This is a genomic window from Collinsella aerofaciens (assembly GCF_020709435.1).
Taxonomy (GTDB): Bacteria; Actinomycetota; Coriobacteriia; order Coriobacteriales; family Coriobacteriaceae; genus Collinsella; species Collinsella aerofaciens_AU.
This window is the reverse complement of sequence record NZ_JAJFDP010000012.1, coordinates 1-17366: the sequence shown is the minus strand read 5'-3', so window position 1 is coordinate 17366 and position 17366 is coordinate 1. Positions and strand designations below refer to the sequence as shown.

At 57.5% G+C, this 17366-nt stretch carries 13 protein-coding genes; 10 read left to right on the top strand and 3 right to left on the bottom strand.

Annotation, left to right across the window (positions count from 1 at the left end; all coding sequences use genetic code 11):
• The first annotated feature begins 221 nt into the window (after window positions 1–221).
• Together LK493_RS07665 and LK493_RS07660 are read left to right on the top strand one after the other, a co-directional pair.
• The gene (locus LK493_RS07665; RefSeq protein WP_227790632.1) at window positions 222–1007 is read left to right on the top strand and encodes an ABC transporter ATP-binding protein; all 786 of its coding nucleotides are present in this window, start codon (window positions 222–224) and stop codon (window positions 1005–1007) included.
• Window positions 997–3219, top strand: a complete 2223-nt coding sequence (locus LK493_RS07660) for an ABC transporter permease (protein ID WP_227790631.1) — start codon at window positions 997–999, stop codon at window positions 3217–3219. The genes LK493_RS07665 and LK493_RS07660 overlap by 11 nt, the downstream gene beginning before the upstream one ends.
• Before the next feature lie 329 nt (window positions 3220–3548).
• Here the strand turns inward: LK493_RS07660 and LK493_RS07655 are convergent, their stop codons facing one another.
• Complete coding sequence (locus tag LK493_RS07655) at window positions 3549–4514, bottom strand: response regulator transcription factor (RefSeq protein ID WP_117635778.1); 966 nt, start codon at window positions 4512–4514, stop codon at window positions 3549–3551.
• 330 nt (window positions 4515–4844) lie between these two features.
• Here LK493_RS07655 and ptcA point away from each other — a divergent pair, with 330 nt between their 5' ends.
• The 3 genes from ptcA to LK493_RS07640 all read left to right on the top strand — a co-directional run bounded on the left by ptcA (window position 4845) and on the right by LK493_RS07640 (window position 9065).
• A complete protein-coding gene (gene ptcA, locus LK493_RS07650) occupies window positions 4845–5918 on the top strand; it encodes a putrescine carbamoyltransferase (RefSeq protein WP_227790630.1) in 1074 nt (357 codons plus the stop codon).
• Between the two features lie 133 nt (window positions 5919–6051).
• Window positions 6052–7491, top strand: a complete 1440-nt coding sequence (locus LK493_RS07645; protein ID WP_022093785.1) for an APC family permease — start codon at window positions 6052–6054, stop codon at window positions 7489–7491.
• A 368-nt stretch (window positions 7492–7859) separates the two neighbouring features.
• Entirely contained in the window at window positions 7860–9065 is a 1206-nt protein-coding gene (locus LK493_RS07640; RefSeq protein WP_022094159.1) for an agmatine deiminase family protein, read from the top strand.
• A 278-nt stretch (window positions 9066–9343) separates the two neighbouring features.
• On the opposite strand, the gene LK493_RS07635 is transcribed toward LK493_RS07640, so the two are convergent.
• Entirely contained in the window at window positions 9344–9613 is a 270-nt protein-coding gene (locus tag LK493_RS07635) for a hypothetical protein (protein WP_147325424.1), read from the bottom strand.
• Between LK493_RS07635 and LK493_RS07630 the strand changes: the two genes are divergently transcribed.
• Window positions 9612–11021 carry an APC family permease gene (locus LK493_RS07630; RefSeq protein ID WP_227790629.1) on the top strand — a complete coding sequence of 470 codons (1410 nt, stop codon included), beginning with the start codon at window positions 9612–9614 and terminating at the stop codon, window positions 11019–11021. The genes LK493_RS07635 and LK493_RS07630 overlap by 2 nt on opposite strands.
• 35 nt (window positions 11022–11056) lie before the next feature.
• On the opposite strand, the gene LK493_RS07625 is transcribed toward LK493_RS07630, so the two are convergent.
• A complete protein-coding gene (locus tag LK493_RS07625; protein ID WP_227790628.1) occupies window positions 11057–11248 on the bottom strand; it encodes a hypothetical protein in 192 nt (63 codons plus the stop codon).
• Between the two features lie 128 nt (window positions 11249–11376).
• On the opposite strand from LK493_RS07625, the gene LK493_RS07620 reads away from it, so the two are divergent.
• From LK493_RS07620 to LK493_RS07605, 4 genes are all read left to right on the top strand, one after another.
• Window positions 11377–12369, top strand: a complete 993-nt coding sequence (locus LK493_RS07620; protein ID WP_217750206.1) for a helix-turn-helix domain-containing protein — start codon at window positions 11377–11379, stop codon at window positions 12367–12369.
• Between the two features lie 315 nt (window positions 12370–12684).
• Window positions 12685–14313, top strand: a complete 1629-nt coding sequence (locus LK493_RS07615; RefSeq protein WP_158554608.1) for an amidohydrolase — start codon at window positions 12685–12687, stop codon at window positions 14311–14313.
• Between the two features lie 87 nt (window positions 14314–14400).
• On the top strand, window positions 14401–15777 hold the full coding sequence (locus tag LK493_RS07610; protein ID WP_117746646.1) for an MATE family efflux transporter: 1377 nt from the start codon (window positions 14401–14403) through the stop codon (window positions 15775–15777).
• Window positions 15778–16005: 228 nt separating this feature from the next.
• On the top strand, window positions 16006–17175 hold the full coding sequence (locus tag LK493_RS07605) for an ATP-binding protein (RefSeq protein WP_199409482.1): 1170 nt from the start codon (window positions 16006–16008) through the stop codon (window positions 17173–17175).
• Window positions 17176–17366 lie beyond the last annotated feature (191 nt).

The window sequence follows — 17366 nt, the reverse complement described above, 5'->3', positions numbered from 1 at the left end:
GATGATTTTTCTGGGACGGGGATTAAAAAATCATTCGGTACATAATGATTTTTTAATCCCCGTCCCAGAAAAATCATGCGCTCAGTAGTCAAAAAAGCCCGTCCCAAATGAGCTGCCCTACCTTACACAACGGTAAGGCAAGCGTAAGCCATATCGATGGTAGCCGACTCGTCTTCTTGCGACTATAGATGCCGTAGACTAATCGCAAGAAAGGACTCGGTATGCAAACCACGCAAGCAGCGACCCCGGTACTGGAGGTCGCGCATCTCGAAAAGGTATATGGGGCGCTGGGTAACGTGACCCGCGCGCTCAACGACGTCAGCTTTACCGTCAACCGCGGGGAATTCGTGGGCATCATGGGCGCTTCGGGCTCGGGCAAGTCGACGTTGCTCAACTGCCTGTCGACCATCGATAGCGCTACAAGTGGCACGATCCGCATCAACGGGCAGGACGTAACACGCATGAAGCAGGCTAAGCTTTCGCAGTTCCGCCGCGAGGAGCTCGGCTTTATCTTCCAGGACTCCAACCTGCTCGATACGCTCACGGCACGCGAGAACATCGCCCTGCCGCTCACCATCGCCCGCACAAACTCGGCAGAGATCTCGACCCGCGTGCAGGATGTGGCAGCGCGCCTGTCCATCAGTCAGGTGCTCGACAAGTATCCCTACCAGATGTCCGGCGGCCAGCAGCAGCGCGTTGCCGCGGCTCGCGCGCTCGTCACCGACCCCACCATGATCATGGCCGACGAGCCTACCGGCGCCCTCGACTCCAAAAGCGCCCGCCTGCTGCTCGAGAGCCTAGAGGCCCTCAACCGCCGCCTGCGCGCCACCGTGCTCATGGTCACGCACGACAGCTTTGCCGCCAGCTACACGAGCCGTGTGCTGTTTATCCGCGACGGCAAGATCTTCACCGAGCTGCGCCGCGGCGACACCGACCGCCGAGAGTTCTTCGACCGCATTATGGAGGTCGTTGCCATGATGGGCGGTGAGGGCTCCGATGCTCTGTAAACTCGCTTGGGGTAACGTCCGCCGTGCCGGCCGCGACTACCTCGTCTACCTTTTGACGCTCACCCTGGGCGTCACGGTCTTCTATGCCTTTAACACCATCTCGATGCAGGTCGACATCGCCGGAATTGATGAAGAGGGCTTGGCGCAGGTTATGGGCAGCATGCTCGGCGACCTGACGTACTTTTTGGCCGGTGTCATGGCCTTTTTGATGGTGTACGCCAATAACTTCATCATGAAACGCCGCAAGAAGGAGTTTGGCCTGTACCAGGTGCTCGGCATGGGGCGCGGGCGCGTCGCCACGATCATGGCGCTCGAGACCGTGATAGTGTCGGTCGTGGCCTTTGTCGCTGGCATTGTGCTGGGTGTGGGACTCTCCCAGCTCATGACGTTCTTTACGGCCTCGCTCTTTAAGACACAGATCGCCAATTTTCACTTCTTTTTCTCGGTGCATGCGTTCAACCTGACCCTTGTCTGCATGCTCGTAATGTTTGTGCTCACGCTACTGCTGAACCTTCGCGCCGTGCGTCGTACCAAACTCATCGAGCTTATGGGTGCCGAGCGTCGCAACGAGAGCATCAAGACACGCAACCCCTGGATTGCGATTGCCATCTTTGCCGTGGGCGTGGCGCTTGTGGGCGTGGCCTATTACCGTCTGCTACGTGATGGGTTCCCGCTAACCGCGACGGACAGCAAGTTGCAAGAGGCCATGAACCAGTTTGGTATTACGACCGCTATGGTTACAGTGGGCACCTTTGCCCTGTTCTGGGGACTCTCGGGCATGCTCATCAAGCTGCTGCAGAGCCTGCGCGGCGTGTATTGGCGCGGCCTCAACATGTTTACCGTGCGCCAGCTTGCGGCCAAGGTCAACACGGTGTGCTTTTCGATGGGCGTCATCGCGATGCTCCTGTTTTTGGCCATCACCTCGGTGACGTGCGGTATGTCGATTGCCAATGTGATGAACGAAAACCTGGAGCGCTATAACCCTGTTGACGTGTCACAGACGTATGTCTATTACACGCCCGATACGCTCGACTACTACAAAGAGTACATCAATCCGTCTGAAGCCGATCGCATGGTGCTGGCCGATAGTACGGTCGATTTGTATTCCGCATGGCACGGCGATCCATGGCACGGCGATCGTAAGGGCAAGTCGGCGGACAACAACGACGAGACCGGCAAGAAGGTCAATATCGCCGATGTTGCCGGTGAGCATGTGCAGATCGATTCGTATCTGAGTTACCCGCTTGGCGGTTCGGATCCTTCGGTGACTCCAAGTGAAATGTGCAAGGCCATGGGCGAAAAGCTTCCCAAGGCGTTCGGGGGTAGCAATGCCGATACGATGGGTCTGTTTGTGACGCCGGCGAGCCAGTACAACAAACTGCGTCAGATGATGGGCGAGGAGCCGGTGCACATCGGTCACGACCAGTATCTGCTCACGTGTGATATGGGCGGCGAGCTGGTCGACCTGTACACCAAGTATATGGCTGGCGGCCATGCCCTTACCTTGGGCGGGCATACGCTCAAGCCCGCAACCGATAAGTCGGACGAAGATACGGCGGCCATCGCCAACTCGGCGATGGGCAGTAATCCGGGTACCGTCGTCGTTGCCGACGAGCTGTTGTCCCAACTTAATCTGCAGCCGTATTCCAGTAGCCTGCTCGTTAACTACAAACAGGGGATGGATACGACCGAGGCAGACGAGAGTATTAAATACACTGTGCTCGACAATCTGCTCGTTGACGGCAAGGAGCCGGGGTCGTGGGGAACCTTCATCACACGCTCCGAGATGTACGCGCAAGCAGCGCAAATGAACGGTCTTATTGGCTACCTAGCCATCTACATCGGCTTTGTATTGGTCGTTGCATGCGCGGCGATTCTGTCGATCCAGCAACTCTCCAACGTGGCCGACGGCAGCCGCAGCTATCGTGTGCTGGCACAGATCGGCTGCGACGACCGCCAGATTCGCCATTCGGTGATGGCGCAGCAAGCGGTATTCTTCCTGTTCCCGCTGGCAGTGGGCCTGGCGCACTCCTTTGTGGCACTTAAGGTGATCATCGAGCTGGTGAGCATATTCGGAAATATGAGCATCGGTGGCACCGTGGGCCTCACCTGTGCAATCTTCCTGGCAGCCTACGGCGGCTACTTCCTGGTGACCTACCTCATGAGCACCGGCATGGTGCGAGCCGCCATCGCCACCCGCTACAGCGAATAACAAGCGGGCAAAACCGTCGCAAAATCAGAGCGAATAACCGCCGCGAAGGGAGTCCAGCTCCCTTCGCGGCGGTATTTTGCGTATCTAGAGCATCTCAGATGCAAGTGAGTAGGCTTTTTTGGATCTGCCGAGCACATCGCGGCAAGTGCTCAATAAAATCGCAGGTCAGGGCTGTGGCGTTTTGAGGTGTGCTCGGCATCCCGCCAAAAGCCTACTCACTTGGTTTTACTGCTAGAAAACCGCCGCGAGGGAAAGTAGCTCCCTCGCGGCGGTTTTTGGCGTTTGCCCAGATAAAACCTGCCAAAATAAACCTGTCCCTTTTTGGCAGGTTATCGCTTCCAAAAGTGGAGGATGAGCGTCGTGCGGTTTTGCTGTTCGGTTTTGACCAGGATGTTGTGGATGTGGGTCTTGACGGTGCCCACGGCAAGGAATAGCTCGTCAGCGATCTCTTGGTTCGATTTGCCCAGTACGACCAGACGCATAACTTCGGTCTCACGGTTGGAGAGCTTGTAGGCGTTGCGATAGAAGGGCATCTGCTCTTCGATGTGTCGATCAAGATCGCTGACGTTCTTTTCCTCGGGCGCCTCCTGCATGCGGATTGAAAGCACGTGGTAGGAGTAGATGATCAGCAGAATCGCAAAGTAGCAGGCAAAGACGTTTTCGCTAAAGTTGCGCTCGGACAGATATAGTTGCAGCCAAGAGGGCGCCAGACTCATGGGGACAATCAGAATGTTGTAGAAATCCTCGGCAACGATGCAACCGACCAGAATAGCGCCGATAATCAGGTGCTTTCGTTGGTTGTTAACGCGTGCCTTCAGCTCGACTTGCGTGCTCTTGCGTGCCGTCCAAAAGATATATAGCCCCACGAAAACAAGGAATACCTGACGCATCGTGTAGTAGAGCCATTGATGAATGGGGCCGTAGGGGACAGCGACGATAATCAGCAGCTCGCTCAGCAAGAACGTTGCGACGGGAATGACAAACTGCTTTTTTGAATGCTTGTCGAGCAAATCCATGGCAATGAGCCAAATAAAAGCCTGCGAAGCGGTCGCCACAAAGGTCCGCAACACAGGCATGGTAATTGAGTAATAGTCGCTGGCTGGAAAACTCTGGTTTTGCAGCGTGTATTCAAAAAAGAAAATCTCGGTCATCTCGATGGCATAGCAGATAAATACGCCGCTGCCATAGATAAAGAAGCGTCGACGAGACGAGGCATAGGCGGCAAGCGAGAGCACCGCCGTCACAATACAGATCACGAGTATCGCTAGGGTATAGAAGAACATCAGGGTGTTCATCTGTCACCGTCCCATCTCATTTATTCTATGGCCGAGCTCTGTATACCTTGTGGGATATAGACGTCTCAACCCTTCGTTTCATTGCGGATTAGGCGCCGAGATACAGCATAGCCGTATACCGTTCGCGGTTCTAGATGGTAAACCCCCTGTAAACTCTTGACCTGCGGGTTTATATTGGTTTAGAGGGGGTGTAACTCCATGAACGGTCTTTAATCCCGAATAAACTAGGTAAAAATTGCATACGGGTGAATGATGGTCTTGTCAACACGAGGCGTGATGTTCGAGCGCCTCATAGTAATAGTCGGCAAGACCGGCGGAAAGGAAATCGACATGGCACTGCCTAAGGATTTCATCGACACCAACGGCTTCACCAAAGAGCAGATCCTGGCTATCGAGGATCTTGGTCTGGCAATGAAGAAGGCCATCAAGGTTGACGGTTATTATCCGCACCTGCTCCGCAACAAGAGCCTTGGCATGATCTTCCAGCAGGTCTCCACCCGCACTCGTCTTTCCTTCGAGACCGCTATGACCGACCTCGGCGGCCATGCTCAGTTCTATGGCCCTGGCACCATCCAGCTCGGCGGTCACGAGTCCCTGGGCGACACCGCTCGCGTTATGGGCTCGCTGCTCGACATCATGATGGCTCGCGTTGACCGTCACAAGGACGTCGTCGGCCTCGCCGAGGGCTCCGCTGTGCCCGTCATCAACGGCATGTCCGAGTTCAACCATCCCACGCAGGAGATGGGCGACCTCATGACCATGCTCGAGAACCTCCCCGAGGGCAAGAAGATCGAGGACTGCACCCTGGCCTTCATCGGCGACGCCACCCAGGTCTGCGTCTCCCTCATGTTCATCGCCTCCAAGGTCGGCATGAAGTTTGTCCAGTTTGGACCTAAGGGCCACCAGATTCCCGACGGCGGCCTGCACGTTGGCACCGTCGAGGAGCGCGCCGAGTTCGGCAAGCAGATGATGGCCATCGCCGAGGAGAACTGCAAGGTCTCCGGCGGCTCTGTCGTCATCTCCGACGACATCGAGTGCATCAAGGGCGCCGACTTCATCTACACCGACGTGTGGTATGGCCTGTACGACGAGGAGGTCTCGGGCGAGAACTACATGGACGTGTTCTATCCCAAGTATCAGGTCACCATGGACATGATGAACTTTGCCGGCCCCAACTCCAAGTTCATGCACTGCCTGCCGGCCACCCGCAACGAGGAGGTCGTCGACGAAGTCATGGACGATCCCGAGCGCTCCCTGTGCTGGGTCGAGGCCGAGAACCGCAAGCACTCCATCCGTGCTCTCCTTGCCGCCCTGGGCAAGCGCACCCCGCTCAACGACGAGGGTGTCGAGTACTCCGCCAAGGCTGAGCTCCACGCCGCTCTCGAGGCTCTCGAGCAGCTCTAAGCCTCAAGGCTTCTAAAAGCACGTTTGCGGGCGGCGGATGCTCGTCTCCTGTCGCCCGCTCACCGAGGCCCAAGCAATTGCCTTAATACCTTAGGGCCTCGGATCTGTCCAAGACTGAGCGAAGGAGCTCATCATGAGCGACGGAAAGAAAAAGCTTTCCTTCTTGACGGTCATTTCGACCATCATCTGCGTCGTCTTCGTTTGCGAGGCCGCCGCTCCTGCTGCTGCCATTGGCAACCAGCAGTTCTTCTGGTGGATCTTCCTGATCCTGACCTTCCTGCTTCCCTACGGCATGGTTGTCGCCGAGCTCGGTACCACCTATGACGGCGAGGGCGGCATTTACGACTGGGTACGCGATGGCCTGGGCGACAAATGGGGCGCCCGCATCTCGTACTACTACTGGGTCAACTACCCGCTGTGGATCGCCTCGCTGGCTACCATGTTCCCCGACATTTTGGGCATGGTCTTTGGCGTCGAGTTCAACTTGATCGCCAAGATGGGTATCGATCTTGCCTTTGTGTGGATCGTCTACCTCATGGGCCGCTCCAAGGCGGCCGACTCCGAGTGGGTCCTTAACGGTGGCGCCATCATCAAGGTCGCCGTTGCCGTTATCGTTGGCGCTTTGGGCATTTGGTATGCCATGGAGAACGGTTTTGCGAACGACATGTCCGCTGCCACCTTCCTGCCCGAGCTCACCAACACCAACGCTCTCGGCTACCTGTCGATCATCATCTTTAACTTCATGGGCTTCGAGGTCATCTGCACCATGACCGACGACATGGCCGATCCCGCTCGCGATATCCCCAAGGCTATCATCGTCGGTGGCCTGTCCATCGCCGTGATCTACCTGTTCGCTGGCTTTGGCATCGGCGCCGCCGTGCCGGCCGACTCCATCGATCCCGACTACGGCATGATCGTCGCAGTCCAGACCATGGTGGGCGACTCCATGATCTTTAAGGTCATCTGCATCGCCTTCCTGATCACCCTGTTCGCCAACATGGCCGCTTGGTCCTTCGGCGTTAACTCCGTTGCTCGCTACGCTGCCGAGCACGGCAACATGCCCAAGGTCTTCGCCTCGATGATCTCGGATGACGACATGCCCAACGGCGCCAACCTGGTCAACGCTGTCGTTGCCTCCCTGGTGCTGTGCCTGCAGCTCGTTCCCATCGACGCCATCTCCAACGGTGTCTTCTGGATGCTCTTTGGCACCTCTGTCGTCTTCCTGCTGTTGACCTACATCCCGATGTTCCCGGCGTTCCTCAACCTTCGTAAGAACGACCCCAACCGTGAGCGCATCTTCACGTTCCCGTTTAAGGGCGCCATGATGAAGGTCATGCTGGCCATCCCCTGCATCGAGCTGGTTCTTGCCATCGTTGCCACGCTGATCCCGTTCTCCGCTGCTGAAATTGGCGACAAGGTCCCGATGATCGTTATCTTCATCGTGCTCGTGCTCATCGGCGAGGTCGTCCGCGTCGTCAGCGCTAAGGGCCGCGAGACCGAGTACAAGGGTCTGACCCCTGAGCTCGCAGCCCAGCGTCTCGCTGAGGAGGCCGCCGAGGCCGAGGAGAACTAGAGCACCCGGTTCTGGGGCTCCAACCCTCCTCGTGTACCAACGCGCGCTTCGTCGGGCTTGTCGCTCCCGACTCCGGGCACTCTAGCCTCTTCGGAGGCGTGTCCAAGCGACAGGTTTGCTAACCATTCCCCCGGGGTGGGTGTGAGCGATAGCTCCGGTAACCACCGCCCACCCCAATCTCTCTTCCGTATCCTTCGTGCGTTTTGTCTCCGCGCACTTGGTTACGTCGTCGCTTGCCGGTGCGATTCCGTGAAAACCGGCACCGGGCGCCCCGACCTTTGCCGGGGAACGGGCGCCTACCATCTCTTGGTTTTAGGCTGCGGGTAACCCGCCCGCAGCAAGCGATCGTTCGATTTGGAGGAAATCTTATGCGTACGATCACCGAGTCCGAGTCCACCCCCAAGGCCGACGGCTTCTTCATGCCCGCCGAGTTCGCCCCGCAGGATCGCGTGTGGATGGGCTGGCCCCACCGCACCGACACCTGGGCCCACGGCGCCAAGCCGGCCCAGAAGCAGTATGCCGCCATCGCCCGCGCCATCTCCGAGTTCACCCCGGTCTATATGTGCGCCAACCAGGTCGACTACGCCAACTGCAAGGCCGTCTTCGAGAACGACGAGAACGTCACCGTCATCGAGATGACCACCGACGACGCCTGGTTCCGCGACACTGCCGCCACCTACGTCATCAACGGCAAGGGCGAGAAGCGCGCCAACCACTGGCACTTCAACGCCTACGGCGGCCTCGTCGACGGCCTGTACTTCCCGTGGGACAAGGACGAGCAGATCGCCCTCAAGATGGCTGAGCTCTCCGGCTGCCGCCGCTATCGTCCCGACGACATGATCCTCGAGGGCGGCTCCATCACCGTCGACGGCGAGGGCACCCTTGTCGTGACCGACCAGTGCCTGCTTTCCCCGGGCCGCACCTGCTCTGCGGTTCTGGAGGAGGAAGAGGATCCCGAGTCCATCTGGCCCAAGTACCGCAAGAAGTTTGAGCCCTGGAGCGAGGAGCTTCGCGCCTACATGGACGAGCACCTCAAGGATTACCTGGGTGTCGAGAAGGTCATCTGGGTCAAGGAGGGCATCGACCCCGAGGAGACCAACGGCCACATCGACGACGTCGCCACGTTCATCGCGCCGGGCGTCATGGCCTGCATTTGGACCGACGATCCCGAGTATCCGTTCTACGAGCAGTGCCACGCTGCCTACGAGACCCTCTCCAACGCCGTCGACGCCAAGGGCCGCAAGATGAAGGTCTACAAGCTCTGCATGCCCGTGAACCCGCTGTTCATGGACCAGGCTTCCTGCGACACCATCGACGCCGACGAGAACGCCGAGCCGCGCGTCCCCGACGAGCCGCTGATCGCCTCCTACATGAACTACCTCGTGACCAACCACGGCGTTATCGTCCCGCAGTACGGCGACGAGAACGACCAGCTGGCCGTCGACACGCTCCAGAAGATCTACGACGAGGTCTGGGGCGAGGGCGTCTACAAGTGCGTCGGCGTTCAGTCCGAGCAGGTCGTCTTCGGTGGCGGCAACATCCACTGCATTACTCAGCAGGAGCCGTCCGCGTAATTGTCTGTCTTCCCGAGGCACGGCACCTTGCCCTTCAATCGTCGGGCATGACCCTTAAGGTCTATGCCCTCCTCTTTCAGGGCAATCTGCCGCACCTCAGAAACCCAGCCGATCAATCGGACAGTCGGTGAATCGCACCGTGACCATCTCGGGGCATTGATGGTCGGTTTATTCGATGTCTTGGTCGGCTGGGTTTTTCTTTGGGCACTCCGTTGCCTCCACTTCGGAGTGCCCGCCTCTTTGATTGAGTACGCGTCTGATCTGGGATTTATTGCGGGTTAGGCCAATTGTTCGCTTGAATATCCCAGGTCAGACGCGTCTTCAATTGCCAAAAGATTCCGGTCGCAATCGCGGCCGTTTTGATCGGAGTATCTATGTACCAGCGTATCGTTATCTACACGCGCCTGTTCCGCGAGCGTTGGTCCAACAATTGCATCCTCTCTTCTCTTTGGGATGGCACCTGCACCGGTGACGCGGCCTGCAACCCTACCTTGGGCTGCGCCTTCGGTACAGATGCCATCCTTTTTGCTGTAGGGGAAGCGTGCCATGGCAGGTAAAAAGTTCTCCCTGTTCGAGGTCATCCTCTCGGTTATCTGCGTTGTCTTTACCATCGAGGCGGCTGCTCCGGCATCTGCCATGGGTAACGTGCAGTTCTTCTGGTGGATCTTCCTTATCATTACGTTTTTGCTTCCCTATGGCCTGGTGGTGGCCGAGCTCGGTACGGCGTTCGATTCCGAGGGCGGCCTGTACGACTGGGTTCGCCTGGGCTTGGGAGACCGTTGGTGTGCACGCTGCTCCTGGTGCTATTGGGTCAACTTTCCACTGTGGGTGGCAAGTATCGCCTGCATGTTCCCCAGTGTCATCAATGCGGTATGGGGCATCGAATTTTCGCTTGGGGTCCGAATTGCCATCGAGCTTGCCTTTGTGTGGGGCGTCACGGTCATGGCAATGCAGCCGGTGGCCGAGGCCGATTGGGTCATGGATGGCGGCGCCGTCATCAAGGTGCTCATTACCGCCGTGGTGGGAATCATCGGCATCTGGTTTGCCTGCAACAACGGCTTTGCCAACGATATGTCGTTTAAGACATTTGTCCCCGATCTGGGAGACACTAACTCACTGACGTATCTTTCAATCATCCTATTCAACTTTATGGGCTTTGAGGTGGTCGCGACCTTTGCCAGCACGATGAAGAACCCATCGCGCGATATCTCCAAGGCGGTTATCGCCGGTGGCGTTGCCATCGCGGCGATCTACATTATCTGTGGCATCGGTATTGGAGCCGCGGTTCCCACCGAGCAGCTTTCACTCGATTCGGGCATTGTGGACGCGGTTGCCGCCATGGTGGGGCGCGCTCACCCGCTGACGATGGTCGTGGGCGTGGCCTTTCTGGTAACGCTGTTTGCCAACATGATCTGTTGGAGCTTTGGCGTCAACAACGTGGCGAGCTATGCCGCGCGCCATGGCAACATGCCGCGTCCCTTTGCGCTGGTGTCCAAGAAGACCGGCATGCCCAACGGCTCGGCACTCATTAACGGTTGTTTTGCCAGCTTGGTGCTGCTACTTCAGATTCCGCTGGGTGAAGGTTCCGACGTCTTTTGGGTCTTCTTCTCGATGAACGTCGTCTTTCTGCTCATGAGCTATATCCCGATGTTCCCGGCGTTTTGGCGCCTGCGTAAATACGACGACCGCCCGCGCGTGTTTCGCGCGCCCTTCGAGGGCAAGGTGCTTGCGGTAGCGCTTGCGGTGCCGGTGGTAGAACTCGTGCTTTCGATTGTTGCGACAATCGTGCCGCTTAACAGCTCGCCCGCCGAGATGTCAAAGTTGCCGATCCTCATGGGTGTGGTGATCGGCGTGTTGCTGGGCGAGGTTTCGCGCCTCATATCGCGCCGCGGCCGCAGCATCGACAATCCCGGCGTTGGCGCAAGGGGGACAGGTCGCTTTGCACCAAAACAGTAGCGCCGCGAGTTGTGCGGTGCTAGATGCATCTTGGATTACTGCTCACGCTGCTCGGGATCAGATGCGAGCTTGGGTGCAAAGTAGGGGACGTGGCCCAGGTAGGGGCAGCTGTCCGAACGCGCCTCAACGGCGCAGGGGACATTGTCGTAGGTCATGGAAGAACCGAGTTGGGTGATGGCCTTGGCGGCGGGCGCGACGAGCATCTTGAGCGGAGCGATCGGTGTCATGGCATCTCCTTTCATCGGTGAGACACAGCTTGTTTATCTAAACGATACAGTACGTTTAATCGGTGAGTCTAATCTTGCGGCAAAGAATCTGTCAACATCCTCACAGCATCTAGACAGGGGAGGCGGGCATGAGTTTCGCGTTCTATATCTACACCACGATTATCATGGGTGTGGCTCTGGTGACCAGTGCCGTGGCATTGGTGGTTTGGCTCATGACGCGCCGTCGCGACAGCCTCGTGGCCGCGGCGGGTTTTTTGCTCTATATGCTCGATATGTCGGTCATCTTTTTTGACGAGTACAATCGGCTCAAATACGACTACGCCGTTACCTTTAGCGAGCCGCTGCAGCACCCCTTGCTGCGCTGCGTGCTTGGTATTGCCATCTATGCCTGCGTGGTGCTATGGATGTTTGCGCGCTTGCGCAAAAGACCGACGTCGCGCATGCTCGGACTCGCTATCGTGCCGTTTTCAATCTTGCAATTGCTGCTGGTGCCTCGCAGCGGCGCTGCCGGAGAGGTGCAGCAGTATCTCTTTTGGCTCACGCGTGACCTGGGTAATGTAGGATGTCTTGCCTATGCCGCCTGGCATTACCGGTACAGAGCAACGCGTGTTGAGAAACTCGACCTCGACCGCTCAAAGCTCTTTTGGAAGGTGGCCTTCGTTCTTGTGTTTTGCGTGATCGCCGAGGACACCTACATGATCTTGTTCTGCCGCCCCGACTCCCAAAACCCCGTCATCGGCCTCTTTTTGTGGTATCTGTCCGAGCGCAATATCTCCGAAAACGTGCTGCTCGTGGTATGCGCGGCTCAGCTTTTTTGCCAGTTTAGCCATATCCTGCGTGTGTATGCCCGTCATCCGCGTGCCGATGAGGACGTGGCAGCCGAGAGCGCAAGCTCTGAGGACGATCTCGCATCGCGTGTGGTGATTTATGCCGACGCCCATAAGCTGTCACGGCGCGAGCAGGAGGTGCTCACGCTGGTGCTGAAGGGCAACGACGCCCAAAACATCGCCAGCGAGTTGGTCATCAGCCCTGGCACGGTCAAGGCACACTTGCATCGCATCTACGTTAAAAGCGGCGTCTCCAACCGAGATGACCTTATAGATACCTTTTGGCGTTCCTAGCCTCATTCTTCCTCGCATGCGGGTCTTGCTGTGTGGGCGGCCACACCGTTGGGCGTAATGAAGCGGTAATAATCTCAGACAATAAACCTGCAGGTAAAGCGTGTAAACCTGCTTAAACTGACCGTTTGCGGTCCCTGGCCTTGGCACGGATTTGCCCCTGTGTATCAATGGGTGTAGCGCGAAGCCGCGGACGTGGGACAGACGTCCGAGCACGGCTTGTAGGCACGCGCCGATGCGGGAGCGCTACGCTCCCAACCGAGTGCCCACGCGGGCGGTGCGTCCGCGTTACAACCAAAGATGCCTGAGGAGGCTCGCATGGACAAGGCTGATGTAGTTATCAAGAGCGACGCCGTCTTTACCGGCGATGGGCTCGAGCCGTTTAAGGGCGGCGTTGCCGTGCGGGGCGATAAAATCGTTGCCTGCGGTGACGATGCTCACCTGGCACCGTTTATCGGTCCCGATACCGAGGTGCGCGACTTTGGCGACCAGCTCGTCATGCCCGGCCTGATCGACTCGCACACGCATTTTGCCCAGGGCGCGTTTATGACCGACCCCGATTTTGCCGTCAACCTCATCGACTGCACCAGTTTTGAGATGGCGATGGAACGTGTCGTGGCGTTTGCGGCCGACCATCCCGATAACGAGTGGATTCTGGGCTGCCAGATTATCCAGTTCCAGTGGGATGTCCCCGAGATGCCCACGGCCGCGATGATCGATGAGTACATCTCCGACCGCCCGGTATTTCTGCAGCAGGTTGACTTGCATACCTTTAGTGCCAATACCTGCGCCATCAACAAGGTGGGAGTAACTTCGCAGACGCCCGATCCCGCAGGCGGCAAGATCCTTAAGGATGCCGACGGCAATCTGACGGGCGTGTTTTCCAACAACGCCGGCGCCTTCTTTATGGACGAGGTCTACGACCCAGCGCCCGAGGTTGTTGACGCGTCGTTTGCAAAAACCGCCCGGCGCGCCAATGCCCTGGGAATCACTACGGTCGGCATGGTCAATCCTACGTTTGTGAGCATGGAAAACCCGTATGCGGTGTTGGCAGGTCTTAATGCCAAGGGCGACTTGCCGCTGCGCGTGTTCCTGTACACCGACCTGTTCGAAAACGAGTCCTTGACGCTCGAGCAGATCAAGGAGAAATACGCCTTCCCGGGTACGCAGGTGGAGTGGCACGGCTTTAAGCAGTTCCTTGATGGTGTGTGCTCCGACCATACCGCCTGGATGCTTGAACCCTATAGCAACGCACCCGACACCTGTGGTGAGCCCGCGGAGGAGCCGGAGCGCATCCGTGCTGCCATCCTGAGGGCGCAGGAATGGGGCGTTGACACGCGCATCCATGCAATCGGCGATCGCTCGGTGCGTTTTGTGCTCGATTGCTTTGAGGAGGGCGAGCGCTTGCATGGCAAGCGGGATTGTCGCCACTCCATGGAGCACAACGAGACGGTTCAACCCGAGGATATGCCGCGTTATGCCGAGCTCGGCGTCTGCCCCGGCATGCAGCCGTGGCACATGCTGCTCGATATGGCTGACCTTGCCAAGGACGAAGCCGTGGGTCCCGAGCGTGCCGCGCTTTCGTGGCCCCTGCATAGCCTGCTTGCCAGCGGAGCCGTGGTGCACCTGGGCAGTGACTTCCCCGTTGTGGGCTTGGAGCCCATGGAGGAGGTGTACGGCGCGGTCTTCCGCATGCTCGAGGACGGTTCCAACCCTGAGGGCTGGTTCCCCCAGGAGCGCATTACCATGGCCGAGGCTCTGCGCGCCTACACCTATGGCAGCGCCTACGCCATGCATGCCGAGGACCGCATCGGCACGCTCGCGTGCGGCAAACAGGCAGATATCTGCGTGCTCGACCGCAATCTCTTTGATTGCGAGCCGGCCGAGGTGCTCGAGGCTACCGCAGCCCTCACGATGATCGCCGGCAAGGTGGTCTTTGAGGCATAGCGCCATCGTTTGATTGGGCGGCTTGGTGCCAGTTGTCAGCCGCCTGACATCCATTCAGCACTACTCTCTCAAGGAAAGGGGAGAACAATGGCAGAAGAAGTAACCGCTGCCGTGGAGGAGGAGCGCGAGCTCGCCTCCCAACCGATTCCCGGTCTGGTGCGTAAGTACACCATCGTCACCGGCCAGGGCATGCTCGCCCAGATCATCATGGTGGTCCTTGAGGGCCTCGTGATGGGTTGGGGCCTAGGTGCCCACGGCCTGGCATGTGTCTCGATCATTATGTCGGTCGAGTACATCAACCTGGCCTTTGGCAACCTGTTTGGCACCGGCGTGCCCGCCGTGGTGGGCAACCTTTTGGGTGCCGGCGACATCAAGGGCGCAAGCAAGGCTTTTAGCCAGGGCTTTTGGCTCACCACGATCGTGAGTGTGCTGCTTGCTGTGGTGATGGCAGTGTTTACCGAGCCCATCTGCACATTCTTTGGCGCCACGCCCGACATCATGGCCGATACCGTTGCCGGCGTGCGCACCTTCGCCGTGCTGCTGCCGCTCACGGTCATTGGCCAGATGATCACCGCTGTGATGCGTGTGGACGAGAAGGTTCAGATCCAGGCCAACCTCATGACCGTTTCGGCCATCGTCGCCATCTGTTGGCTCGCGCTTTCCACGTTTGTGCTCAAGTTTGGCGTTATGGGCGCCGGCGTGTACTACGGGCTTTCCATCGGTATCTGGGCCATCGGTATCTTCTGGTTCATCGGGGGCAAAAAGTCCCAGCTCCAGATTAGCCTGGCCGACCTTAAGCTCGACCTCGCCATCTGCGGCCAGATCTTCAAGATCGGCTTCCCGTTCTTCCTGGTCCAGGGTGCGACCTTTATCTTTAATACCGTTGCCAACTCGCTTTTGGGTTCGCTCGGCGGCGACATGGGCTCGCTCTACATCGCAGCCTTTGGCGTGATCAACGGCTACATCCTCTACATTACCATGATGGTTGCCCAGTGCTTCTCCTACGGTCTGCAGCCCATCGCTGCCTTCAACGCCGGCGCAAAGGCTTGGGCACGCCTTAAGGAGACGCTCTCCTGCACGCTTAAGTACCAGGTTGTGACGCTGGCGCTGGTCACCGTCGCGCTCTGGCTTGCCGCCACCCCGGTGTGCGCCTTCTTTGCCGGCAGCGATCCTGCGCTCGTTGAGGTTGCCGCCAACGCCACGCGTACTGTCATCCTGGCTGTTGCCCTGGGCTATCTTGCCATGACCATGTCGATGTATTTCCAGGCGGTCGAGAAGGTGGGTGTCGCCACGTTTACGGGCCTGCTTCGCTATGTGATCTGCTCGGTGCCGCTTATGTACCTCCTCGGCAACATGATGGGTGTCGAGGGCGTGTGGATCGCCCTGGTGGTGGCCGATGCCATTACTGGCATCATCTCCATTGCGCTCGCCGCGCACGAGTCCAAGCGCCTTGCCACGCTCTAGGCTCGGACATGGCTGGCGTACGATAGTCGAACAAGTTAACTCGCCTGCAAGCCACCACAATGGGGACAGCCCCCATTGTGGTGGCTTTTGTTATTTAGGGTCTGAGATTTCGGCTCTATAAATAATGCTTTTGAACTGGGTTACTATAAGATTATGGTAAACGCTACTATAAGATTATGGAGAATGAAACTATTCGATTATGGTAACAGCGTAATAAGGGGCGTTGATATGGCTGAGTTCATTAACAGGGATTTGCATGAGTTGCTCATTCGCATGGCAGGCTGGTTTCCTGTTGTGTCGTTGACAGGGCCTAGGCAGAGTGGTAAGTCTACGCTGGTTCGGCATGCCTTTCCCGACTATTCCTACGTCACGCTTGAGGACCCTCAAACGAGGCGCGCGGCCTTGGAGGATCCGGTGAGTTTTATCCGCAACCGAAAGGGCGGACTCATCATCGATGAGGCGCAATACGCCCCGGATTTGTTTTCAATGATCCAGGTTGTTTCGGATGAGCGGGGAGACGCCGGTCAATACATCCTTACAGGCTCGCAAAACTTTTTGATGATGAAAAGCATCGGGCAGTCTCTTGCCGGGCGAGTCGGGATCTTAAAATTGCTGCCATTATCGTTTCGAGAAGCGGAGAGGGGCCAGCAGGGGCAGCTGGAAGTGGATTTGTTCGCGCTCGAAGGGGGATACCCTCGCCTGCGTTCCGCCGGAATGCCGTCCTCGGTTTATTTTCCCAGCTATATCGATACCTATGTTGAGCGCGATGTTGTGGGCTTGCTTGATGTGCGCAATAAGGCGGAGTTTCATAAGTTTCTGTCCATAATTGCTCAGAGCGTCGGTGCCCTCATCAATATATCCTCGCTTTCTCGAGATACGGGCGTGAGCGTATCGACCATTAAAAGCTGGTTGTCCATTCTGGAGCAGAGCTACCTGACGTTTTCGCTGCAGCCCTATTATGCAAATGCCAAGAAGCGTCTAACTAAAACGCCCAAGCTCTATTTTTACGACACGGGGCTGCTCTGCTACTTGCTCAAAATTGGATCACTGGAGCAACTATTGGAGAGCCCTTATCTGGGGGCCGTTTTCGAAAACCTCATCGTTTCCGAAACGGCGAAGAGCCATCTCAACGTGGGCGAGAATCCCGAGCTGTATTTCTATAGGGACGACAGCAAGCGTGAAATCGATTTGCTCGACTGTACAAACTCAGGGAGTCCCAAGGCTATCGAAATAAAATCATCCAGAACGTATCACGATAAGTACGCCCGCCATCTACAGACTGTATGCGATGAGATCGACATTGCAAAAGATGCGCGCTATGTTGTGGCCCGCGTGGACTCAACGTATGAGTCGAAAGACTGTAGTGTGGTTTCGGCGCGTGATTGGCTTTTACGATAACAAGCTCGGCGTATTAACGGCTGCCGCGAAGGGAACCGGCCCCCTTTTTGCGGCGGTTTTTGCCTATCTGGTGCGTCTTAGATGCAAGTGAGTAGACTTATTTGGATATGCCGAGCACATCGCAACAAATACTCAATAAAACCGACGCTCCTATAAGTTGTCAAGAGGCAGTTTGCGGGAGCGCTCTCTCC